18 protein-coding genes and 1 pseudogene are annotated in these 22522 nt (G+C 63.1%); 11 read left to right on the top strand and 8 right to left on the bottom strand.

Annotated features, from left to right (window positions below; all coding sequences use genetic code 11):
• Positions 1-52 precede the first annotated feature (52 nt).
• The gene (mutS, locus tag BBD46_RS04695) at positions 53-2722 is read left to right on the top strand and encodes a DNA mismatch repair protein MutS (protein ID WP_071400594.1); all 2670 of its coding nucleotides are present in this window, start codon (positions 53-55) and stop codon (positions 2720-2722) included.
• Between the two features lie 96 nt (positions 2723-2818).
• Positions 2819-3619 carry an SDR family NAD(P)-dependent oxidoreductase gene (locus BBD46_RS04700; protein WP_071400595.1) on the top strand — a complete coding sequence of 267 codons (801 nt, stop codon included), beginning with the start codon at positions 2819-2821 and terminating at the stop codon, positions 3617-3619.
• A 56-nt stretch (positions 3620-3675) separates the two neighbouring features.
• Here the strand turns inward: BBD46_RS04700 and BBD46_RS04705 are convergent, their stop codons facing one another.
• The gene (locus tag BBD46_RS04705) at positions 3676-4563 is read right to left on the bottom strand and encodes a M48 family metalloprotease (RefSeq protein WP_071400596.1); all 888 of its coding nucleotides are present in this window, start codon (positions 4561-4563) and stop codon (positions 3676-3678) included.
• 153 nt (positions 4564-4716) lie between these two features.
• Between BBD46_RS04705 and BBD46_RS04710 the strand changes: the two genes are divergently transcribed.
• From BBD46_RS04710 to mutL, 3 genes are all read left to right on the top strand, one after another.
• On the top strand, positions 4717-5625 hold the full coding sequence (locus BBD46_RS04710; protein ID WP_071400597.1) for a dihydrodipicolinate synthase family protein: 909 nt from the start codon (positions 4717-4719) through the stop codon (positions 5623-5625).
• A gap of 27 nt (positions 5626-5652) precedes the next feature.
• The gene (locus tag BBD46_RS04715; protein WP_071400598.1) at positions 5653-6645 is read left to right on the top strand and encodes a hypothetical protein; all 993 of its coding nucleotides are present in this window, start codon (positions 5653-5655) and stop codon (positions 6643-6645) included.
• Between the two features lie 147 nt (positions 6646-6792).
• The gene (gene mutL, locus BBD46_RS04720) at positions 6793-9087 is read left to right on the top strand and encodes a DNA mismatch repair endonuclease MutL (protein ID WP_071400845.1); all 2295 of its coding nucleotides are present in this window, start codon (positions 6793-6795) and stop codon (positions 9085-9087) included.
• Between the two features lie 26 nt (positions 9088-9113).
• Here the strand turns inward: mutL and BBD46_RS04725 are convergent, their stop codons facing one another.
• Complete coding sequence (locus BBD46_RS04725; RefSeq protein ID WP_253184510.1) at positions 9114-10403, bottom strand: MFS transporter; 1290 nt, start codon at positions 10401-10403, stop codon at positions 9114-9116.
• 243 nt (positions 10404-10646) lie between these two features.
• On the opposite strand from BBD46_RS04725, the gene rtcA reads away from it, so the two are divergent.
• The 3 genes from rtcA (at position 10647) to BBD46_RS04740 (ending at position 13566) form a co-directional block, all read left to right on the top strand.
• Positions 10647-11765 (top strand): RNA 3'-terminal phosphate cyclase, encoded by a 1119-nt coding sequence (gene rtcA / locus BBD46_RS04730; RefSeq protein ID WP_071400599.1) that lies wholly within the window; start codon positions 10647-10649, stop codon positions 11763-11765.
• Positions 11766-11872: 107 nt separating this feature from the next.
• Positions 11873-12826, top strand: a complete 954-nt coding sequence (gene kdgK1 / locus BBD46_RS04735) for a bifunctional 2-dehydro-3-deoxygluconokinase/2-dehydro-3-deoxygalactonokinase (protein ID WP_071400600.1) — start codon at positions 11873-11875, stop codon at positions 12824-12826.
• A gap of 176 nt (positions 12827-13002) precedes the next feature.
• Positions 13003-13566 carry a GNAT family N-acetyltransferase gene (locus BBD46_RS04740; RefSeq protein WP_071400601.1) on the top strand — a complete coding sequence of 188 codons (564 nt, stop codon included), beginning with the start codon at positions 13003-13005 and terminating at the stop codon, positions 13564-13566.
• Between the two features lie 57 nt (positions 13567-13623).
• Here BBD46_RS04740 and BBD46_RS04745 read toward each other — a convergent pair.
• Positions 13624-13950: pseudogene (locus BBD46_RS04745) on the bottom strand (RNB domain-containing ribonuclease); the annotation flags it as partial.
• A gap of 79 nt (positions 13951-14029) precedes the next feature.
• Here BBD46_RS04745 and BBD46_RS04750 point away from each other — a divergent pair.
• Both BBD46_RS04750 and BBD46_RS04755 read left to right on the top strand, forming a co-directional pair.
• Positions 14030-15439: a hypothetical protein gene (locus BBD46_RS04750; RefSeq protein ID WP_071400603.1), complete on the top strand. Its 1410-nt coding sequence runs from the start codon at positions 14030-14032 to the stop codon at positions 15437-15439.
• 153 nt (positions 15440-15592) lie between these two features.
• A complete protein-coding gene (locus BBD46_RS04755; protein ID WP_071400604.1) occupies positions 15593-16096 on the top strand; it encodes a hypothetical protein in 504 nt (167 codons plus the stop codon).
• A gap of 114 nt (positions 16097-16210) precedes the next feature.
• On the opposite strand, the gene BBD46_RS04760 is transcribed toward BBD46_RS04755, so the two are convergent.
• The 5 genes from BBD46_RS04760 to BBD46_RS04780 form a co-directional block, all read right to left on the bottom strand.
• Complete coding sequence (locus BBD46_RS04760) at positions 16211-17509, bottom strand: RNB domain-containing ribonuclease (protein WP_071400605.1); 1299 nt, start codon at positions 17507-17509, stop codon at positions 16211-16213.
• A 108-nt stretch (positions 17510-17617) separates the two neighbouring features.
• Positions 17618-18835 carry a sensor histidine kinase gene (locus tag BBD46_RS04765; RefSeq protein WP_071400606.1) on the bottom strand — a complete coding sequence of 406 codons (1218 nt, stop codon included), beginning with the start codon at positions 18833-18835 and terminating at the stop codon, positions 17618-17620.
• 151 nt (positions 18836-18986) lie between these two features.
• Entirely contained in the window at positions 18987-20459 is a 1473-nt protein-coding gene (locus BBD46_RS04770) for an ATPase domain-containing protein (protein ID WP_071400607.1), read from the bottom strand.
• Positions 20460-20612: 153 nt separating this feature from the next.
• Positions 20613-21437, bottom strand: a complete 825-nt coding sequence (locus tag BBD46_RS04775) for an MBL fold metallo-hydrolase (protein ID WP_071400608.1) — start codon at positions 21435-21437, stop codon at positions 20613-20615.
• 75 nt (positions 21438-21512) lie between these two features.
• On the bottom strand, positions 21513-21959 hold the full coding sequence (locus BBD46_RS04780) for a hypothetical protein (RefSeq protein WP_071400609.1): 447 nt from the start codon (positions 21957-21959) through the stop codon (positions 21513-21515).
• Between the two features lie 255 nt (positions 21960-22214).
• Here BBD46_RS04780 and BBD46_RS04785 point away from each other — a divergent pair, with 255 nt between their 5' ends.
• Positions 22215-22478, top strand: coding sequence for a hypothetical protein (locus BBD46_RS04785; RefSeq protein ID WP_071400610.1), 264 nt, complete (start codon positions 22215-22217; stop codon positions 22476-22478).
• The last annotated feature ends 44 nt before the right edge of the window (positions 22479-22522 follow it).

Genomic DNA, 22522 nt, shown 5'->3' on the forward strand with positions numbered 1-22522 from the left:
CTTCCACTGCGGATCCCGCAGGGTTTTTGGGATGGAAAGCCAGGCTCCGAGTATGACAGAGGCGACGGGCATCGTCGGGGAGTTCTTCTCGCTCAAGGAGGGCACCGACGCGGAGTTGCTGGCGATGCAGTGTGGCGATTTCTACGAGTTCTTCGGCGAGGACGCGGAAACGGTCAGCGACGAACTCGATCTCAAAGTATCCCAGAAGTCCTCGCACGGCTCGTCGTACCCGATGGCCGGCGTGCCGCTCGACGACCTGACGCCGTATCTCAAGGCCCTGGTCGAGCGCGGCTACCGGGTCGCCGTCGCCGACCAGTACGAAACCGACTCCGGCCACGCGCGAGAGGTCGTTCGCGTCGTGACGCCCGGGACGCTACTCGAGACGAGCGACGCAGACGCGCAGTATCTGGCGGCGGTGGTCGACGGCGGCTCCGGCTCCGGCTCCGACTCCACGGCCAACGGCGCGCGCTACGGCCTCGCTTTCGCCGACGTGACCACGGGACGGTTCCTCGTCGCCGAAGCCGCAGACACCGACGAGGCGCTGACGGAACTCTACCGTTTCGATCCCGTCGAGGTGCTTCCCGGCCCCGAGAGCCAGACGGACGACGACCTGCTCGGAACCGTCCGAGAGCGCATCGACGCGACGCTGACGCTGCACGAGACGGAGGCCTTCGCTCCGAGACGCGCTGATCACACGGTACAGGAACAGTTCGGCAGCGAGACCGTCGACCGACTGGCGGTCGGCGAGGAAGCCATCGCCGCCGCGGGCGCGATCCTTTCCTACGTCGAGGAGACCGGCGCGGGCGTGCTCGCCTCGATGACGCGGATCCAGTCCCACCACGGCGACGACCACGTCACCCTCGACGCGACGACCCAGCGCAACCTCGAACTGACCGAAACGATGCAGGGCGAGCGCGACGGCTCGCTGTTCGCGACGATCGACCACACCGAGACCAGCGCCGGCGGCCGACTCCTCAAGGAGTGGCTCCAGCGCCCCCGACGCGCACTCGACACCCTCGAACAGCGCCAGGAGAGCGTCGCCGCGCTCGCCTCGGCCGCGCTCGCTCGCGACGAGATGCAGGACACGCTCGGTGAGGCCTACGACCTCGCGCGGCTGGCCTCGAAGGCGACCCACGGCAGCGCAGACGCTCGCGACCTCGTCGCCGTGCGCGAGACGCTCGCCGTGCTGCCGGCACTCGCGGAGACAATTGAATCGACGCCCGACCTCACCGAATCGCCGCTCGCCGAAATCATCGACCGACCGGACCGCGAGACCGCACGCGAGCTTCGGGAGGCACTCGAGAACGCCATCGCTTCGGACCCCCCGTCGACGGTCACCCAGGGCGAACTCTTCCAGTACGGCTACGACGACGACCTGGACGAGGTCATCGACCGCCACGAGGAGGTCAAGCAGTGGCTCGACACGCTCGCCGAGCGCGAGAAGCGCCAGTACTCCCTCTCGCACGTCACCGTCGACCGGAACAAGACCGACGGCTACTACATCCAGGTCGGCAAGTCCGCCGCCGACGGCGTCCCCGACCACTACGAGCAGATCAAGACGCTCAAGAACTCGAAGCGGTTCACGACCGACGAGTTAGCGGAGAAGGAACGCGACGTGCTCCGACTCGAGGAGAAACGAGGGGAACTCGAGTACGAACTCTTCGAGGAGCTCCGGGAAGAGGTCGCCGAGCAGGCGGAACTCCTGCAGGATGTGGGGCGGGCGCTCGCGACGGTCGACGCGCTGGCGAGTCTGGCGACCCATGCGGCCGAGAACCGGTGGGTCAAGCCCGACCTGCACCACGGTGACGCGCTCGACATCGACCAGGGTCGCCACCCCGTCGTCGAGCAGACGACCGAGTTCGTCCCGAACGATGTCCGACTGGACGGCGAGCGGCGAGGCTTCCTGGTCGTCACCGGCCCCAACATGTCCGGGAAGTCGACCTACATGCGCCAGGTCGCCTGTATCGTTCTGCTGGCCCAGATCGGGAGTTTTGTCCCGGCCAAGGAGGCCGATATCGGCCTCGTCGACGGCATCTTCACCCGCGTCGGCGCGCTCGACGAACTCGCACAGGGCCGGTCGACGTTCATGGTCGAGATGAGTGAACTCTCGAACATCCTCCACGCGGCGACCGACGAGTCGCTGGTCATCCTGGACGAAGTCGGCCGCGGTACGGCGACGTATGACGGGATTTCGATCGCCTGGGCGGCTACCGAGTACCTGCACAACGAAGTCGCAGCGAAGACGCTGTTCGCAACGCACTACCACGAACTGACCGGGCTCGCAGAGAACCTGCCGCGCGTCGCCAACGTCCACATTGCAGCCGACGAACGCGACGGCGACGTGACCTTCCTCCGAACCGTTCGGGACGGGCCGACGGATCGTTCGTACGGGATCCACGTCGCCGATCTGGCGGGCGTCCCCGGCCCCGTTGTCGACCGCGCGCAGGACGTTCTCGAGCGCCTCCGCGAGGAGAAGGCTATCGAGGCGAAGGGCGGAAACACGACCGAGCCTGTCCAGACGGTGTTTGACGTGGGAAGCGGCCAGTTCCGCGGCCCGGCGAACGCGGACGGTGGTGAACCGGACGACACGACAGACGAGAGTGCGCTCGACCCCGAGACCGAGGCGGTACTCGAGGACCTCGGTGACCTCGACGTGAACGCGACGCCGCCGGTTGAGCTGATGTCGAAGGTACAGGAGTGGCAAGAGCAGTTGTCCGAGTGAGTGCTCGCCAGCGGTGTGTCACATCCATTGTACAGTCCTTGGGTGTCTGATTTTACATCGGTAAATCTATACGCCGATTCGCCATTGTATAGCACGATGCACGAACCAGATTATGACGTGACAGGCGAGACCGCTATCGTCACCGGCGCGAGTCAGGGAATCGGCAAGTCGATCGCGGAGACGCTCGCCGCGAGCGGGGCGAACGTCGCGATCTGTTCGCGCTCGATCGACCGCGTCGGCCCGGTCGCGGAGGCGATTAACGACGCCGAAGACGTGCCTGGCGAGGCCCTCGCCGTCGAGTGTAACGTCCGCGAGCGCGACCAGGTCCAGTCGTTCGTCGACGACACCGTCGAGGCGTTCGGCGACATCGACATCCTCGTCAACAACGCCGGCGGCGAGTTCGTCGCGAACTTCGAGGACATCTCGGAGAACGGCTGGAAGACCATCGTCGACCTCAACCTCCACAGCACGGTTCACTGCACCCAGCTCGCCGGCGAGGTCATGCGCGAGGGCGACGGCGGCACGATCATCAACCTCTCGTCGGTTAACGGCCAGCACGCCGCGCCGGGCGAGAGCCACTACAGTGCCTCGAAGGCGGCGATCATCCGACTGACCGAAACGCTCGCAACCGAGTGGGCCGGCGACGGCATCCGCGTCAACTGCGTCGCACCCGGCCTGATCCAGACCCCTGGCGTCGCCGAAACACTTGGCATCCAGAGCGAGGATATGCCGCCGCGCGAGAAAACCGAGCGCCGCATCGGCCACACCGAGGAAATCGCCGACGCCGTCCAGTTCCTCGCCAGCCCGGCTGCCTCGTTCATCACCGGCGAGACGCTGACCGTCAAGGGGACTCCACGCGCCGGGAACTCGATGTCGCAGGACCTGGGACTCGAGTAGCTAGTGACGGAGACGGCGTCTCGTGCCCCTCGTACGTACGCTACACTGTTTCCTGCTCACGTTGACGCGGTACCTGACGTATCCTCGGCGAACTGCTCGCGCAGCCGTGCGATTCGCCGGTGCGTCGGCGGATGCGTCGAAATCGGCGACAGGGAGTCTGTTGGAACGATACAGAACGCGTTGAAGCCGGCAACCGTCCGGAGGTCTGCATCCGGCGGCGTGGGTTCGCCGTGCAGCGTCGCGAGGGCGCTCGCGAGGGCGTACGGATCGCCCGTGATCGCGACGGCACCGCGGTCAGCAGCGTACTCGCGATACCGCGACAGGACGAGCGTCCCCGGCAGGCTGGCGAGATACACCGGGAGCCCGACGAACAGCAGGTAGGTGCCGAGCAGAAACGGCAGCCCGATCAGCCACGAACCGAACGTGAACGTCCGTCTCGCAGTCGACAGCGCGACCGCCGAGACGACCATCGGGAAGCCGGCGACGGTCATCACTGTCGAGTCGTCGTTCTTGAGGTGTGCGAGTTCGTGCGCGAGGACCGCCTCGAGCTCGTCGTCGTCGAGCGCCCGCAGGAGTCCGGTCGTCACGCAGACGACGGTTCTGTTCCCTGTTCCGGCCGAAAGGGCGTTCGGCTCGTCCGACGGAATCACGGCGACCGGCGGCACCGGGAGGTCGGCCTGGCGAGCCAGCCGCTCGGTGGTGTCGTACAGCAGCGGATACTGCTCGCGGTCGATGGCGATTGCGTTCGTCGCCCAGTAGGCGATGTAGTCAGCCTGTGAAACGCTCGCCAAGATGATGACGGCAAAGAGCGCACAGGCCACGAGCGCCATCGTCGTCGACAGCACCGAGAGTACGATCCAGCCGAGGACGGCGTACCCGGCGAGTGTGAGGACGAGCGCCAGTAGCATCCGCCACTGGAGCCGTCTGTCGGCGGACCAATCCATACGAGACGGTTACCGACACGAGTCAAATACCTAACTGAACTGGTGCCCGATCGAGTCGCATCGCACGCAGAGCGGGCTACTGCGTGCTGGAGTGGACCAACGACAGATCTCCTGCAGGCATACGCTTTTACAGATTCCGGAAGACACCCACGTATGACCCTTCGACAGTCACTCACCGGAATCACCTGCCCCATCGTTACGCCGTTCGACGAGCGCGGCACCGTCGACGAACGCGCACTCGGAGAGCTACTCGAGTACCTCCTCGCGGGCGACATCGACGGCCTCTTTCCCTGCGGGACGACCGGCGAGTTCGCCAGCCTGTCACGAGACGAGCGCCGGCGCGTGACCGAACTAACCGTCGAACAGGCCGACGGCGAGGTCCCGGTGCTGGCCGGCGCAGCCGCGACGAGCGTCGACGACGTCCTCGCCGCCATCGAGGACGCCGCCGCGGTCGGTGCCGACGCTGCGGTTGTCACACCGCCGTATTTCCACACGGCGAACGCGCCGGCCGGCAACCAGCGGTTCTTCGAGACCATCGCAGACGAGTCGTCGCTGCCGCTGTTGCTCTACAACATTCCCACCTGCACCGGGCAGGGAATCGCGCCGGAAACTGTCGCAGCGCTCGCGAGTCGCGACGACGTGCTCGGCCTGAAGGACTCGAGTGGCGACCTCGAATACTTCCTCGAGACGATGCGCCGGACGGCCGACACCGACGCGGATTCGGACTTTCTCATGCTACAGGGGTACGACGCCCTCCTCGTCCCGGCGCTGCGGATGGGTGCCGACGGCGGCGTGAACGCGCTCTCGAACGTCGCACCCGAGGCGTACACCGACCTGTACGAGACGGCCACCGGGACTCGAGGAGCGGCGCTTCAAACCGCCGTCACCGACCTGTTCGATGCCTGCAGCGAGTACGGCTTTGCACCAGTGACGAAGACGGCACTCGAGTACCATGGCGTACTCCCCTCGGATGTGGTTCGGCCGCCGCTCGTATCCGTTCCCGACGATGGGCGGGCGGGGATCGAGCAGGCCGTCGACGGTCTCGTACAGTCGGAAGATTGATACGCCGAAGTGGGGACGTGTTGACACATGAGTGGCCCCGAAGCTGACTCGACGACGGGTGTCGGTGGGTTGGCTGATCTGACCGGCTCGTCCGACCAGGCCGATCTGGACATCGGCGTGAGCACGCCTGCAACCGTTGGACTCTACCTCGCCGTCGTCGCAGTGGGTGTTACCGCGCTCGTCTCGGTCGCCACGGGCGCGACCGCTGAGGTCCTGCTTACCTCCCTTCCGACCGCGTTCACGGGAGGGGTACTCGGTGGGATTGTTCTCGCCCGAATTCGACCCACCCTCCTGTTCCGCCTCGGGCGCTTCCGGTGGCGGACGCTCGCCCTCTGGCTACCCGCGCCGCTCTTTGCCGGCAGCGCACTCGTCCTCGATTCGACGGGGCTCGTTCCAGAAACGGGGCTCACGCTCCTCCTGCTCATCCCGGCGGCTGGCGTTCTGCTGACGGGACGGCTCGCAGCACACGCCGCACACGATCTCGCCGTCGGTGCGACGGTCGATGACGGAGCGCCGATCATCGAGTGGACGTGGTACCAGTCGGGACCCAACCCGCCGCTGATTGCACTCGGTGTCGGATCGCTGCTGTTCGCTGGCCTCACGTACGCGCTTTCGGGGTCGAACAGACTCCCAACTCGGCTCGGCGCGCTCGGTGCGATCAGTCTCCTTCTCGGCTGGGCACCGACCGTTCGACTCCCATCGTCGGGTGACACGCCGACCACGCTGTTCTCGGTCCCCGACTTCGACTACGCGCGTGCCGAGATTCGTGCCTACGCGGACGGCCTCGTCGTCGAACCACGATTTCGGCCGTCCTACCGGCGCGTCGTCCCCTGGGACCGACTCACCGGCGTCCGCCTGACCGAAGACCACCTTATTCTCGAGCGGCGCTGGTGGCCGGACATCCGATGTGATCGCGCTGCCATCGACGACGTGGACGCCGTACTCGAGGCCGTCGAGACGAGCGGCCGAAAACGGGCACAGCGAGTCGACCCAGTCACGGCCGACGAACCGCAATTCTGACCTCCCTCGAGCCCCAGTTGGGACCATACGCCGACCGTCATCGTCCGGATCGACATCGGAGTCGTGCTCGCGCCTGTGCTCACACCCGTACACGCACTTGCATTTGCACTCGAGTCGGTCCGAACTCTCGCCAACTGTGCCCGAACTATGACCGACACACAACCACCGACCGACGAAACCGAGATTCACCAGTTAGACGAGGACACCGTCGCCCGCATCGCCGCCGGCGAGGTCGTCGAGCGGCCAGCAAGCGCCGTCAAGGAACTCGTCGAGAACAGCCTCGACGCCGGCGCGTCGAGCATCGACGTCACCGTCGAGGCCGGCGGCACCGACCTCGTCCGCGTCGCGGACGACGGCCACGGCATGACTGAAGCCGACCTTCGCGCTGCCGTCCGCCAGCACACGACGAGCAAGATCAGCGGCCTCGACGACCTTGAGTCGGGTGTTGCCACCCTCGGCTTTCGCGGCGAAGCCCTGCACACTATCGGCTCCGTCTCGCGCCTGACCATCCAGTCGCGCCCGCAGGACGGCGACGGCGCGGGCACCGAACTCGTCTACGAGGGCGGCACCGTCGAGTCGGTCTCGCCGACCGGCTGTCCCGCGGGAACGACAGTCGAGGTCGCGGATCTCTTCTACAATACGCCCGCCCGCCGGAAGTTCCTCAAGACGACGGCGACCGAGTTCGCCCACGTCAACCGCGTCGTCACCCGCTACGCGCTCGCCAACCCCGGGGTGTCCGTCTCGCTGACCCACGATGGCCGCGAAGTGTTCTCGACGACCGGCCAGGGCGACCTCCAGGCCGCCGTGCTCGCCGTCTACGGCCGCGAGGTCGCCTCCGCGATGATCCCCGTCGAGGCCGACGGCGAGCAACTCCCGCCGGGGCCACTCGAGTCCGTCGCCGGGCTCGTCTCCCATCCCGAGACGAATCGCGCGAGCCGAGAGTACCTGGCGACGTACGTCAACGACCGTGCGGTGACCTCGGACGCGCTTCGAGAGGGGATCATGGGCGCCTACGGGACGCAACTCGGCGGCGATCGCTACCCCTTCGTCGTGCTCTTTCACGAGGTTCCCGGCGATGCCGTCGACGTAAACGTCCACCCACGAAAGCGAGAAGTCCGCTTCGACGATGACGACGCAGTGCGCCGGCAGGTCGACTCGGCGGTCGAGAGCGCGCTGCTCGAGAACGGCCTGCTTCGCTCGCGAGCGCCGCGCGGTCGCTCGGCACCGGGCGAGGCGCGGGTGACGCCGACACAGGAGGAACTTGCAGAGCGAGCGGGTGATGGAGCCAAGACGAGTGCAGCGGAACCGAGCACGTCCGAAGGCGACGCCGACGAGTCGGGGGTACTCGAGAGCGGAGACACAGCCAGCAGGACGAACGAGGAGACAGCCACGGGCGCTGCCGGTGGCGATCGGAAACCGGCGACACCGGATCGATCGGACGACTCGCAGTCGGCAGCGTCGGTGGACGCGACGGAGTCGTCAGCGGATGAGTCGACGGAATCGGCTGACGCCGAGTTCCAGTCGGCTGCTGAGTTCCATCCAGATGACGATTCAACGGACGATGTCTCCACCGCGTCGTCCAGTTCCCCGAGCGGTGCGGGCGGTCAGGGCGATCCGGATACAGGGACAGATACAGATACAGATACAGATACGGGTGCGAATTCGTCTCCAGTTCCGGACCCGAAACCAAATCCGGAATCCGCGGCTGCCCCCTCGATGGAGACGGCGGAAGCCACCGAGACGAAGGAGGGCAGCGGCAAGTTCGACGCCGCAACGGAACAGCGAACGCTCGCAGGCGACGCCGCAACAGGCGGAGACTACGACCACGAGTTCGACTCGCTACCGCCGCTACGAGTACTCGGCCAGCTCAGCGACACCTACCTCGTCTGCGAAACCGACGACGGCCTCGCGCTGATCGACCAGCACGCCGCCGACGAACGGGTCAACTACGAACGCCTGCGTGCTGCGTTCGGTGAGGACTCGTCCGCGCAGGCGCTGGCCTCGCCGGTCGAACTCGAGTTGACCGCGGCCGAAGCGGAGGCGTTCGCAGCCTACCGTGATGCGCTCGCCCAGCTCGGATTCTACGCGGATCGGGTCGACGACCGGACGGTAGCGGTGACGACCGTGCCGGCGGTGTTCGAGAAGACGCTCGATCCGGATCAGCTTCGAGACGTGCTCGTCTCGTTCGTCGAGGGCGACCGCGAGGCGGGCGCGGAGACGGTCGACGCGCTGGCGGACGAGTTTATCGGCGACCTGGCGTGTTATCCGTCGATTACGGGCAACACGTCGCTGACGGAGGGCTCCGTCGTCGACCTGCTCGCGGCGCTCGACGACTGTGCAAATCCGTACGCCTGCCCGCACGGGCGGCCGGTGGTCGTGCAGTTCGACGAGGCCGAAATCGAGGATCGGTTCGAGCGGGATTATCCGGGCCACAGCGGCTGAGGTGCCGCCGCATCGGTTTTTCGTCGCTACTCTGCGCGGTGTGGCTCCGGCTCGTCGAGTGAGCGGACTGAGCTCTCGGAGCGGCGTTCGTGGTAGTAGAGCCAGATGCTACAGAGGAGCGCGACGAGCGCTGCACCGGTCGCAATCGCGAACGCGATCTGGTAGCCGGTTTCAGTGTAGACCCGGACGCCACCGACGAGTTCGCCGGTCCAGTAGGCGTCGAGTATCCAGCCCATCACCGTTGGGAGCATCGCCGCGCCGAAGAACGCCGCACCGTTGACGGTGCCAGTCGAGAGCCCGCTGGCACTGCTCGGGTGGCGATCCTTGACCATGGCGTAGCCGAGCAGAAACGAGCCGAGCAGCGTACCGGCCATGAAGAACGCGAGCCCGACGATGGGCAGCGGCGGATTTCCGAGAATTGCGAGCACGGCGAAGCAGGCCACGAAGCCGGTCCCGCCGGCGACCATCAGTTCGACGCGCCGACCGAGACGGTCCGAAAGCCAGCCGAACGCCGGCGGCCCGATCATGATGCCGACGCCGCCAAGCAGGGTGAACGTCGAGGCGTAGGCGACCGAGACGTCGTACAGCTGGACCACGTAGGGAATCCCCCAGAGACCGAACAGCGTGAGGTTCAGCCCGGTCGTACAGAACAGCATGATGCTGACGACCCAGATCCACCGGTCGCGGAGGATATCGGAAAGGTACGTGCGAAGCTCTGCGTTCGTCAGCGTCGGCTGTCCCGGGACGCCCTCGATCGGATCGAAGCCTGCGCTTTGGGGCGTATCGCGGACGAAGAGGAAGACGCCGATGCTCGCGACGATTCCAGCGATGCCGAGCCAGGCGATCGAACTTCGCCAGCCGACCGCATCGACGGCGAGCGCGAGCGGCGTCGTCGCGAGGACGCCCCCAACGCCGGAGACGGCGAAGGTGAGCCCGCTCATCGTGGCGAACTCGTCCGCACGGTACCAGTTCGCACAAAAGCGCAGGATGCAGACGAAGATGACGCTCCCACCAAGGCCGACGAGTCCGCGGGCCGCGATTGCGCTCAGGTAGCCGTCCGCGAATGCAAACCAGACGACGCCGACGTTCATCACCAGCCCGCCGATCGTGGCGGTCCGTCGCGGCCCGATCCGGTCGGCGAGAATGCCCGTCGGAATCTGCATGAACGCATACACCCAGAAGAACATCGCATGCAGCGTTCCAAGCTGTGCGCCGGTCGTCCCGAACGAAACCATGAGTTCCTCCGAGAGCACCGCCGACGAGAGCCGGTTAAGATTGACGAGCAGGAAGACGGCGCCAAGCGTCAGCCACAGTATCCAGCGCCGTCGGAGCGGGTCGGCTCAGAGTCGCATTCGCTGGGAGTCTCCGCCGAAGCACCGAAAACGTTCACGAAGCGGAAGTATGTGCCGCCCGCTCACCGTTGGTTCGCTGCTGTCGACACTGAAACGGCACTCCAGCCCGTACCGGCTGCTATAGTAGCCACTGCAAGTCAATGCACACCTGATCGCCAGCCTGCTCGGCGATCAGTGTGTAAATAGTTGCAGTTGTTACTATATACTATGACCACGCTCGAACTCGACGGCGAACACGCCGGCGGCCAGTTCCTGCGAAGCGCGCTCGCGCTCTCTGTACTCGAGTCCAGACCGATTCGAATCGAGAACATTCGCGGCGACCGGCCGACACCGGGGTTGGGCCACCAGCATCTGGCGGTCCTCGAGACGATGGCCGAACTCACCGACGCCGGGGTGTCGGGTGCCGACCACGGCGCGGAGACCGTCGCGTTCGATCCCGGAGCGTCCCGACTCGCGGGCGGGGAGTACGCCGTCGACATCGGCACCGCCGGCAGCGTGACGCTGCTGTTTGACGCCGTCCTCCCACTGGCGACCGTACTCGAGTCCCCGCTGTCGCTGACAGTAACCGGTGGGACGGACGTGGCGTGGTCGCCGCCGCTCGACTACACGCGATACGTGAAACTGCCACTGTTGCGCCGGTTCGGCCTCACTGCGACGATCGAGTGTGAGCGGCGCGGGTTCTACCCCGATGGTGGCGGACGGGCGACGCTCCACCTCGCGCCGTCCGAAATCGAGCCACTCGACGCTCCCTCGCTGGTCGAGCGGCCGGACGTGGCTGGGCTCCGCGTGTACTCGACGGAGGCCGCCGCGCTCGCAGAGCAGGATGTCGCACATCGACAGGCTGCGGGGGCGTTGAGTCGGCTCGGACTCGAGTCGGTGGGAGCTGAGACCCCCGGCACTGACTCAGCGCTCGCCGAGTGCGAGGTCGTCGAGCGGATCGAGACGACCGCGGCAAGCGCCTGTCCCGGCTCGGCGATCGTGCTCCGACTCGAGTCCGAAGACGGCGTTCCGGTCGCGGGCTGCAGCGCACTCGGCGAGCGCGGCGTGCCGGCCGAACGCGTCGGCGAGGACGCCGCGGATGCCGCAAACCAATTTGCGGACAGTGAAGCCGCCGTTGACCGCCACCTGGCCGATCAAATCCTCGTCTTTCTCGCACTCGCCGGCGGCCGGGTTCGCGTTCCCGCCGTCACCGATCACGTCGACTCGAGTTGCGACCTTCTCGAGTCGTTCGGCGTGCCGGTCGAGCGCGTCGGTGAGGGGACGGAAGAGACAGTTGTGATCGCCGTCGAGTCGGGCGACGAAGTCGGTGAAGTCGGCGGTGTCTGAACCGACAGGGATGCTCACGTGACACCAGAACAACTTATACCGGCAGCGTCCGATTGTCGCGATATGACTCGGACAGACGGCACCGGCCGACGGCGGAGGGTCGACCCATGAGCGAACTCGTCACCTTCGGCGAGTCGATGCTCCGACTCTCCCCACCCGGTCACGAGCGACTCGAGAACGCGACCGAACTCGAGGTCCACGCCGGCGGCGCAGAGAGCAACGTCGCCATTGCGGCGCAGCGATTTGGGACGGACTCCACCTGGCTGTCGAAGGTTCCCGAGACGCCGCTCGGCCGACGCGTGGTCGGCGAACTCAGACAGCACGGCATCGAGACGGACGTGGTCTGGAGCCACCGCGGCCGGCAGGGGACCTACTACCTGGAGCAGGGTGGCTCACCCCGCGGCACGAACGTCATCTACGACCGCGCGGACAGCGCCATCACGACCGCCTCGGCAAGCGAGTTCAATCTCGACCTGATTCAGAACGCGCAGGTGTTCTTCACCAGCGGCATCACGCCCGCGCTCTCGGACTCACTGCGAGATGCCACGGCGAACCTACTCAAGGCGGCCAGACAGGGCGGGACGACGACCGCACTCGACTTCAACTATCGGCGCAAGCTCTGGAGTCCCGAGGAGGCCGAATCGACGATGTCCCGACTGTTCCCCGGCATCGACATCCTCGTCATCGCCGCCCGCGACGCCCGCACCGTCCTCGGCTTCGAGGGCGACCCGCGCCAGCTCGCACACAAACTCGGCTCCCAGTACAACTTCACCACCGTCGTCGTCACCCGCGGCGACGAAGGCGCAATCGGTTGGCACGACAGCGTCGTCCACGACCAGGCGGCCTACGAGACTGACACCGCCGACGCCATCGGCACCGGCGACGCCTTCACCGGCGCGTTCATCGCCCGCCGACTCGACGGCGACGACGTCCCGACGGCACTCGAGTACGCGGCCGCGACGGCGGCACTGAAGCGGACGATTCCGGGCGACGCGGCACTGGTTACGGAGAGGGAAGTCGAGGAGGTCGTTGCGGAGCAGGGAGAGGATATTTCGCGCTGACGGCTGTTGGCTGGAAGCTGGAGTTCTGTTCTGTCCGTTGTTCCGGTCTCTCCGTGATCCGCCGCTCTCCTATGTGTCTCTCCACCAACTGTGAGACACCGACTCCAAGATGCCGACTGTGAGACACCAAGACACACCAGGCCAGTACTTTTGCCGACTACGTCTGAAATTCCATTATGGACTGGACTATTCGCCAGGCACCGCCGTCGGCCGCAGCGACAATCCGGGAAATCGCACGCGAAAGCTGGCACGCCGCCTACGACGAGTTCCTCGGCGCGTCGCAGGTCGACCGGATGATCGACGACTGGTACGAACTGGACGAACTCGAGTCCGACATCGAGAACGCAGCCGACCAAGCGGGAGCGTCGTTTCTGGTCGCCGTTCCGTCCGAGGGCGACGATGCGACCAGCGACGAGCGCGCTGGGAACGCTGCAGCCGCCGTCGGCTTCGCACACGCTGGTGTCGATCCGGACGAGCCGGACACGGCACACCTCCCGCGGCTGTACGCCCGCCCAGACGTCTGGGGAGAAGGGGTCGGGACCGTATTGATGGACCGCGTTGAAGTTGACCTGCGCTCATACAGCGAGCGACTTCGACTCACCGTCCTCGCAGATAACGAGGTCGGCGTCTCGTTCTACGAATCGCGGGGCTTCGAGCAAGTTGAAACGCGATCGTCGGATCTGGAGTCCGTGGATGGCGAGGGTGTACTCGAGGAGCACATCTACGAAAAGCCGCTGTAACCCGGTTCGAAGAACCAAATCGGTTTCTCAAGCGCTATAGCGCCTTTTCGGTTTCACCTACAGCGTCTTTTCCGCTTCGTCGTCGTCGACGATTTCGATCCCGCGGTTGTTGACCGCCATCGGATCGAGGCCGACCTCCTGCAGGAACTGCTTGTACTCGCGCTCGCACTGCTCTGCGTCCTTCTGCTTATCACTCGCGCGATCACAGAGTTCCACGAGGTTCTCGGGCACGTCGTTCTGGTAGACGATCCAGTGGTTGATCAGGTCCGAGAGGCGGCGGATCGGGCTGGTGAAGTGGCCGTAGATCTCGAAGTTCAGCGCGTGGTGGCCACCGAACGGAGCCATCTCAAATTCCAAAAGACAAAATTTCGCCCAGTATATTTCCTATTCAAATATGTATAGTTTTCTATCTAGTAGTTGGTACAAAAGACTTTTATAATCCCATAGTGTATTTCCAATCGTAATGTCGTTAAGAAACAACGATGGCGCGGCGAAGAGACGAACCATACTCAAATCGATCGGAGCTGCAACGGGATTTAGCGTTGTGGGGAGTCCCGCCGCCGCTTATGGGACAGACTCACCTGTGGAGTTTGAGGGAATTAGCTACGACTCGAAAACAGATGTCGAGCAGGGCTTAACAAGGGCGGAGTTAGAATTTGATGACGAAGGAGTTAGCGGAGAACTGCAGATTAGTGGGTTCCAAGTTCCTGTTGACGGTAGGACCGAACTATCTTCGGAGTCAGAATCCGACCAGTCGTATCGGTTCGAGTTGGAGGAGCAACAGTTCGAAGTAGATGGGTTGTCACTTAAAGGAGGGTTCAAAACCGACGGTGAACGACTCGGTGGCTATCTTACAAGACCAGGTCCTCTATACCATCCACTCGGCTTTTCAATGCACAACATTGAGAAAGATGTGGGTGTGGAAGCAATTCGTGGAATTTTATCCGACGACCAAGAAGTACCCTCCGAGATCGTACTCCCCGACACGGGCGTTCCGAAGTTGGAGGATAAAAAGAACACTCCAAATAAACCGCCAAGTGACGACAAAGACTCTTTCGGCGAAGATCTAACTGCATCTAGTGACGACCACAGAATCATCCCCACTGGTAACGAGCTCAAAGCCGATAGCGAATCTTATTATCCTGATGATAACTGTGCGTTCAGCGATACCGTCACTGACTGGCGGCACTATGATCTGACCTACAGTCTCTTTGAAAGTGACGACTTAGCACCGTATCCGGAGGAAGACGACGACTCAGTGGAGATTCAGCAGGGAGGCAACCGCGTCATGTATCTACATGGCGTCTGGCACAATGGGAACCGACCGGAAAATGTTGTTCATGAGGACTGTACTGGGGGTGAATATCCCGCTGATGCGCTCTCGGTAGAGTACACAGTGACAACGATAGAAGATAATCTGGAGCCAAATAATATGCTTCCTGAAGAGGACGATGGAGATAGCGGAATCTCTGAGTGGGTGGATACCGGACTAGATGTCGTCGGCGCCATTCCCAACGCTTGGACAACAGTCGGTTCGTCGGTCGTCCGACTGTTTTTGCCGGACGAGGACACGAGCTACATCACGACGAATCTAAGTGAGCCTGTGGCAGGCGGAACTCAGTGCTACTGGGAGTTCGACCTGGATTACGGAACCGACGAGTTCCCGACCGATCGTGAAGAGGCACAGACCGTTCGTGTTACATTGGGAGAAGGCGGCAACTCCACCGGATCAACGCACGAGGTTGACGTCGGCTCCGAATATACCTATATGTACGCGAAGCACAACGATGACTGTCCATGTACATGGTCCTGGAAAACGAGCACTACGAAAGTTTCGACCTCGTTCGAGATGGATGTTGTTGACCTAGGGTAGAATATAATATTATTTTAAATAACTCTGTCCAGAGATATATCTCGAGGTATATTGTGGTATATAATAGCATCAAAATACGCCCTAGATGTCTTTGTTTCCAATTTAAATAATATTGATAGAAATATTAATGTGTCTATGGAATAAGTATTGAATATGAATCGGCGCAGAACGTTGATCGGTATTGGAGCTGCGTTCGTAGCTACGACAGCAGGTTGTCTACAAGCAAGTGAAGATAGTAAAAAGGAAGCGACCTCCGCCACCGACGCGGTTGAACAGTATTTCCTGGCGCTGCAAGAGGACGATCAAGAAGGGGCGAACCAGCACGCACATCCAGACGGCGAGTACTACCTCGACGATGAGAGCGATCCCGTTCTGAGCGCGGAGGGACTCACAATTGACGAAACGGAGGTCGTTGATGTCGAAACGGGAGTCCGGCACGTGTACGAGGATCCCGACGAGGTCTCCATCGACGAACGCGTCGAAGAGGAGAGAACTGCACTCGAAGCGCTGCAGGACGAGTACGGGTTCGACGACTACGCCTACGTACGTCACGACGCCGAAGCCGAGGGGCTCACGTTTACGTCGATCTACGTCCTCTTCGAGAGCGATGACGGGTGGGTCATCTGGTCGGTGCCAACCGTTCTCCACGAACACTGAGGACCTATCGGTTGTGCTGTGGATAGAAAGCCGGTGTACGTACAAAAGCCGCTGTAACCCGGTTCGAAGAACCAAACCGGTTTCTCAAGCGCTATAGCGCCTTTTCGGTTTCACCTACAGCGTTTTTTCGGCTTCGTCGTCGTCGACGATTTCGATCCCGCGGTTGTTGACCGCCATCGGATCGAGGCCGACCTCCTGCAGGAACTGCTTGTACTCGCGCTCGCACTGCTCTGCGTCCTTCTGCTTATCACTCGCGCGGTCACAGAGTTCCACGAGGTTCTCCGGCACGTCGTTCTGGTAGACGATCCAGTGGTTGATCAGGTCCGAGAGGCGGCGGATCGGGCTGGTGAAGTGACCGTAAATCTCGAAGTTCAGCGCGTGGTGGCCGCCGAACGGGTCGTTCATGTACTTCGCGCGGGGCATCACCTTCATCACGGCCCACTGGATTTTGTCGAGCTGCCGGCCGGGTGCCTCCTCCAGGGTCGCGTTGACGGCCTTCCGCGGGTCCTCCCAGGTGTCGCCGGGAATCGAGACGCCGTCCAGGTCCTGAATCTCGCGCAGCGCCTCGGACCACTCGTCCGGACTTGGCTGCGGGTGAACGCGGTACATCGCCTCGACGCCGCGGTCCCACATCAGCGTGTGCGTGACGGCCTTGTTGGCCTTGAGCATACACTCCTCGATGATCGTGTGGGCGCGGTCGCGGCTCGGGTTCAGGACGAGCGAGCCGTCTTCCTTGCGCTGTTCGTGCATCCGGTCTGCGACTTCGTGGACGAGTTTGTTCTCCTCGTGCAGCGGCGCGTCGGGATCGTCGAGTCGGCTCTCGGCCTGCGAGTACGTCAGGCGCTCGTCGGACTCGATGACCGACTTGTAGATCTCGATGTTCTCGTAGCCGAGGTGCTCCTTGTCCAGGTGCATCTCGACGGTGTGGGCAAAGCGCTCCTCGTTCGGCACGAGCGAGCAAACCGACTCCGCCAGGATCGGCGGCAGCATGTGGATCGTATAGCCCGGCAGATAGACCGTGTTACTGCGCTCGACGGCCTCGTCCCACATCGCCGTCTCCGGGTTGACGTAGTGGGTCACGTCGGCGATGTGCACCCAGAGGACGTACTCGTCCTCGCGCTCTTCGATCGAAAGCGCGTCGTCGAAGTCTTGGGCATCGATCGGGTCCGTCGTCCAGGTCGTCAGGTCTCGCAGATCTTTTCGGTCGTCGATCCCCTCTGAGATCTCCGATTGGACGTTCTCCGTTCGTGCTTCGGCCTCCTCGAGTACCGCCTCGGGGAACTCGTCCCGAATCTCGAACTTCTCGAAGAGGTCGTCGCGTTTGTTCTCGAGATGGCGAGCGAGGTCCTCCGAGATCTGGACGGGACCCTGCCCTTCGGCCGTACCGGCTTCGGCCTGTGCGTCGTCGCTCATGGCGAGGGGTACGGACGAGAGGGTGAAAGTCGTGTCGGGATCGGGTTTGGTAGCGAAAGGATGTCGGTATGCCTGCGTATCTGCCACGAGACTCCCTCTTAGACGGTTTCAGACGGCCTGTTCTTGGCCGTCTCGACCGCCTTTCCCCTCCTGGTTGTTCTGCTCATCTCGGCCGTCTCGACCGTCTCGTCCACCCTGTTCGTTCCGTCCACCTCGCTCGTGCGTCGTCGCCACCGGCAGCGTAAAGGTAAACGTCGCGCCCTCACCCGGTTTAGATTCGACCCAGATACGCCCGTCGTGTCGTTCGACGATACGCTTACACAACGCGAGACCGATCCCCGTTCCGGAGCGCTCTTCGTGACTATGCAAACGCTGGAACACCTCGAAAATCCGCTCCTGGTCCTCTGCCCTGATACCGATTCCACTGTCATGAATCGAGAGCTGCCACTCCGAGTCCGTTCGTTCTGCCGTAATCCTGATCTCCGGGCGCTCTTGCCCGCTGTACTCGATCGCGTTCGAAAGTAAGTTCTGGAACAACTGACGCAACTGATCGGCATCGCCCGCCACCGTCGGCAACGACTCCGACTCGATCTGAGCGTCGTGCTCGTCGATCTTCACCTGCAGATCCTGTCTCACGTCCGCGAGCACGTCATCCAACTCCGTCGGCGTCAGCGGATCACCCTCCGTGTCGATCCGGGAGTACTCGAGTAGCGCGTCGATCATGCTGCGCATTCGATCCGCGCCGTCGATGGCGAACGCGAGGAACTCCTCGCCGTCCTCGTCGAACTCGTTGCCGTAGCGCCGTTCGATGAGTTGGAGGTAACTCGAGACCATCCGCAGCGGCTCCTGGAGGTCGTGGGAGGCGGCGTAGGCGAACTGCTCGAGCGACTGGTTGGACGCTTCGAGCTGTGAGATGTAGTGGAGGAGGTCTTTCGACTGTTCGCGGCGAACGAGCAGCGAGTTGAGTCGGCGAAAGAGCAGCGTGCGGTCCATCGGCGCGTCGATGATGTCGTCGATGAGGGAGGGTGTTTCGCGCTCGTCGACATCTGGAAGCGTAATCTGGGGATTGCTGTCGGCCCGACGGATGAGGACGACAGGACAGAAGACGGGGTCGCTTTCGGCGACGCGGTCTTCGAGGGCGGCGTGGTAGTCCGGGAACGAGTGGTCGTCGACGAGATAGAGGTCGGCCTGTCCGATAGATTGTGTGGTCCTGACCTCGTAGTGGTCCTCGAGGAGTTTGCGGATCGCCGCGCGGTTTCCCGCCTCGTTGATGAGCAACTGTATCGTGTCGGTCTGGGATCCGGCTGTGGATGTGTTCGAACTCATGTGTGGCCTGTGTGATCTGCGTCAGTGACTCCCGCTGTCCTTGGTGTGCGTATGCGTATGGTCGTGTATGCTTGGTGAATCCGTGTGTGCGTGTGGTGAGCCGTGTAGAACCCACCCCTCTCTCGGCTCGGTACGATTCCCTGACGGTGGCTCATTTGTATCGGCTTACGTCAGCCGCCCCGCCCGACCGCGGCGTTCCCTGCAGAATACCGTAGAGGCCGGTTAGTGGTTCGCCGACGCGGATACCGCTACTTTCGATTTCGAACTCTCTCAGGTTGTGCTCGAAGCTACCCGAGCGTTTCTTCAGGACGCCGACGACCTTCCGCAGGCTGCCGTCCATCTCCACGTAACTCAGGAACATGAGATTGTCCGCGACGTAGCTCAGATTATTACTCGTCGCGTTCGAGATGCCGGTAATCTCCGAAATTTCGTTCGTGATGAGAACCGTCACGCCCCGGTTCTTGAGGTAGCGGGTAAGCGCGTGAAGCTTTCGGACGAGCATGTCCTCGTTGCCCTGAATCGAGGTCGTGTAGCCGTCGAGTCCGTCGATCATCACGATATCCGTCTCCCGCTCGTCGACCTCCTGTTTGACCATGTGCGCGAACTCCTCGCCCGAAAGCGACCGCGGCTCGATTTCGGTAATCGACAGCGTGTCCTCCTCGCGCATCGACGTGACCGGCATTCCGATCGCCTCGGAACGATGCTCGTAGGTCTCCATATCCTCCTCGAAGAGGTATACCGCCGATTTCAGCCCGTTTTTCGCCGCCTGTGCGAGAAACTGCGTCCCCGTCGAGGTCTTACCCGCTCCCGTCGGACCGCTGATGAACGTCACCGTACGCTTATCGAAGCCGCCGCCGACAAGTTCGTCCAGTCCCTCGATACCGAACTCGAGTTGAATCGATTCGAACGGGTGCTCGTGGCGCTCGGGGACCAGTTGCGGGAAGATTTCGAGGCCGTTGCCGCGGATCTCCATCCCGTGGTCGCCCTCGCGCTGGCCGAGCGCGCGGTGTTTAGCGACCTTGATTCGGCGGCCGCCGTCGCCGCGGGTGAGTTCGATGATGCCGTCGCTGAGCGACCGAATTTCGGTGTCGTACTCCTGGTCGGTAGAGGGCGTCGCGGTCGTGACGACGGTGATCTCGCGCTGTTTGAGAAAGCGCATAAACGCGAGGATGCGCTTTCGGAACTGGTAATCGTTCGCCTCGACGTACCGTAGCTGGGTGATAGGGTCGACGACGACCCGGTCGGGGTCGATCTCCCGGATCGCCTCGTGGATATCCTGCGTGTATCGATCCTGTTCGATATCGCTCGGGTCGACCAGATCGTAGGAGTAGTCTTCGGTGAAGAAATCCGAGTCCGGCCCGAGATCGAGAAATTCCGCGTCCGTAACGTCAATGCCGACCGCATTGCCGTTCGCGATGATCTCCTCTTTGGACTCCTCGCCGTGAATGAACAGCACCGTCTCGTCGTCGTCCAGTCCTTCCTCGAGGAAGTGCATCCCGAGCAGCGTCTTCCCGGTGCCGGGCTGGCCGTGAACGAGATACATTCGCCCCGGAACGAACCCGCCATGTAGAATATCGTCGAGGCCATCGACCCCGCTACTCACCGGGGACGTTCGATGTTCCATGTAGGGTTTGAAAGCACTTGAGTGCCATTAAGTAATCGCTTGCGGGTGGGGAAAGAACCCACAGGATACGATAGCGTCACCCCGCCGCCACCTGCCGTTTTGGGTGAGATCGATCACCACAGATCGACGACCAGTCAATCGAAACCGCGGCGATTACAGCTCGTACGTTTCGCCGTCGAGCGCCAGCGGCTCCGCAAACGCATCTTCCGCCGGGTAAAAGTGTGCGACGTGAACCAGCCGCGTTTGCTCGGCACCGAGATCGTCCGCGAGCGCGAGTGCACCCTCGCGCGTCATGTGTTTGGTTCCGAAGGTCCGCGCTACTCCCTCGCCGTCCTCGTGTCTCCCCCCGATCGGGTGTGCATCACAGAGTTCCGCGGGAACGATCGCATCCGCCAGCAGCAGGTCGGGATCGGCAAGCACCTCGCGTGAGGCCTGCGGAATCGCATAGCTCGTATCGCCCGACAGCGACAGCTTCGCCCCGGTCTCGGGATCCTCGATGGCGAGCCCGTAACAGACGAGCGGCGGATGGTCGACCGGAACGAGCGTCACGTCGAATCCACAGATTCGCGTGGACTCGAGTGGCGTCGTCGGCTGGACGGTGACGGCGTCGAGGTAGTCGTAGTCGCCGGCGACGGTTTCGGCGACGCTTTCGCCGGTCGCGGGATCGGTTTCGTCGGCGGCGTAGACGTCGAGCGAGTCGAAGACGCGAAAGACGTTGCCGAGGCCGTCGAGGTGGTCGAAGTGGATGTGGGAGACGATGGCAGCGTCGGGGAGTGGAACCGACTCGCGCAGGAACTGGTACCGGAAGTCGGGGCTGAAGTCGACGAGCAGGGACTCGCCGGTGCGGTCGTTCTCGACGTGGACCGAGAAGCGCGTGCGTTCGATATCGCGCTCGCGGGCGGTTTCGCAGGTGTCACACTCACAGCCGACGGTGGGTGTGCCGGTCGTATCGCCGGTTCCGAGCAGCGTTACGCGCACGGAGTGGTCACCGAGATTGGAGTGAAACACCTCGCTCCGGACCGTCCCTGCTCACGGCCGCACGGTCGCCCTCGTTCAGACATACGTCTGCCCTTCTGCCAGCGCCTGCTGGATCAACGGGTGATTCGGTTGCGAGTCGAACCGCTTCGCTGGGATGACGTACACCGAGACGACTGTGCCGTGCTCGATGCCGATCGATTCGCCGAGCGACTCGAGTTGGCGTTCGATTTCGTCGTCGAGTGCGTCGTCCGCCAGGCCGACCAGGAACTCCAGCGAGGCGTGAATGGGGCGGTCGTTCTGGACGGCATCGCCGAACGCGACGAGACGTTCGATCACGTCGCCGTGCTGGGTCTGTGCCTGGCGGGCGAACGCTGCTGCGGGATCGGGAGGAGAACCGGAGTTGGAACCGGCACCGACGCTCGAAACACGATCCGAGCCGGAACGCGTGACTTGGTTCCGATCGCGACTGCTCCGACCGTCCGCATCGCGGTCCCTGTCCCCGGGTCGTGGCCCATCAGTCATTGCTAGGTCGTTTATCGCCATCGCATAAAGGGTATGCTGATCACCGACACCATGGATCAGGTGTGGTTGATCAAGCGTGGACCTCGGGACCGTGCCACTGTCGAAGGGATGTCAGTCACTGGCCGATCAGAAGTTCCATAGCCCTCGACAGGATAATTGGACAAGCAGCCACAGAATGTCACCGATGTGCCGATGATGTACTTTCTCCTCCATACAGTGAGAATGATTTTATGAAATGTGCTTCTTTGTCCGATTATGGGAGAAAACGGCACAGCAGTTCCGCGGCTCAACGGCTATGGAAAGCTGACCGTCGGGAGCCTCGTAGTCGGTGTCGCGGCGCTGCTGCTTGGCGACTCAGCCTCGCTTGCCGTCTGGTTCGTCGGTCTCGCTGTCGTCTTTCTGGCCGTCGCGATGTATCGGAATCCGGCCGACGAGCAGGACCGATACCACGGTGACGATACTGGCTCCGGTTCCGAGCGGATCCGTGCAAAAGAAGCGGTCGACGAGTTCGAGTTGTAATGACCGAGCGGTGGTGTCGGCCGTCGAGTCGATTTTGAGTCCGA

Origin of the sequence: Natrialba sp. SSL1, from assembly GCF_001861355.1 — an archaeon.
GTDB lineage: Archaea > Halobacteriota > Halobacteria > Halobacteriales > Natrialbaceae > Natrialba.

Coding starts and splice junctions, on each gene's coding strand:
- BBD46_RS04750 (WP_071400603.1), top strand. CDS start 14,030: ATGTCGTTAAGAAACAACGATGGCGCGGCGAAGAGACGAACCATACTC.
- BBD46_RS04765 (WP_071400606.1), bottom strand. CDS start 18,835: ATGAGTTCGAACACATCCACAGCCGGATCCCAGACCGACACGATACAG.
- BBD46_RS04755 (WP_071400604.1), top strand. CDS start 15,593: ATGAATCGGCGCAGAACGTTGATCGGTATTGGAGCTGCGTTCGTAGCT.
- BBD46_RS04740 (WP_071400601.1), top strand. CDS start 13,003: ATGGACTGGACTATTCGCCAGGCACCGCCGTCGGCCGCAGCGACAATC.
- BBD46_RS04785 (WP_071400610.1), top strand. CDS start 22,215: ATGGGAGAAAACGGCACAGCAGTTCCGCGGCTCAACGGCTATGGAAAG.
- BBD46_RS04710 (WP_071400597.1), top strand. CDS start 4,717: ATGACCCTTCGACAGTCACTCACCGGAATCACCTGCCCCATCGTTACG.
- mutL (WP_071400845.1), top strand. CDS start 6,793: ATGACCGACACACAACCACCGACCGACGAAACCGAGATTCACCAGTTA.
- BBD46_RS04760 (WP_071400605.1), bottom strand. CDS start 17,509: ATGAGCGACGACGCACAGGCCGAAGCCGGTACGGCCGAAGGGCAGGGT.
- kdgK1 (WP_071400600.1), top strand. CDS start 11,873: ATGAGCGAACTCGTCACCTTCGGCGAGTCGATGCTCCGACTCTCCCCA.
- BBD46_RS04705 (WP_071400596.1), bottom strand. CDS start 4,563: ATGGATTGGTCCGCCGACAGACGGCTCCAGTGGCGGATGCTACTGGCG.
- mutS (WP_071400594.1), top strand. CDS start 53: ATGACAGAGGCGACGGGCATCGTCGGGGAGTTCTTCTCGCTCAAGGAG.
- BBD46_RS04770 (WP_071400607.1), bottom strand. CDS start 20,459: ATGGAACATCGAACGTCCCCGGTGAGTAGCGGGGTCGATGGCCTCGAC.
- rtcA (WP_071400599.1), top strand. CDS start 10,647: ATGACCACGCTCGAACTCGACGGCGAACACGCCGGCGGCCAGTTCCTG.
- BBD46_RS04780 (WP_071400609.1), bottom strand. CDS start 21,959: ATGACTGATGGGCCACGACCCGGGGACAGGGACCGCGATGCGGACGGT.
- BBD46_RS04715 (WP_071400598.1), top strand. CDS start 5,653: ATGAGTGGCCCCGAAGCTGACTCGACGACGGGTGTCGGTGGGTTGGCT.
- BBD46_RS04700 (WP_071400595.1), top strand. CDS start 2,819: ATGCACGAACCAGATTATGACGTGACAGGCGAGACCGCTATCGTCACC.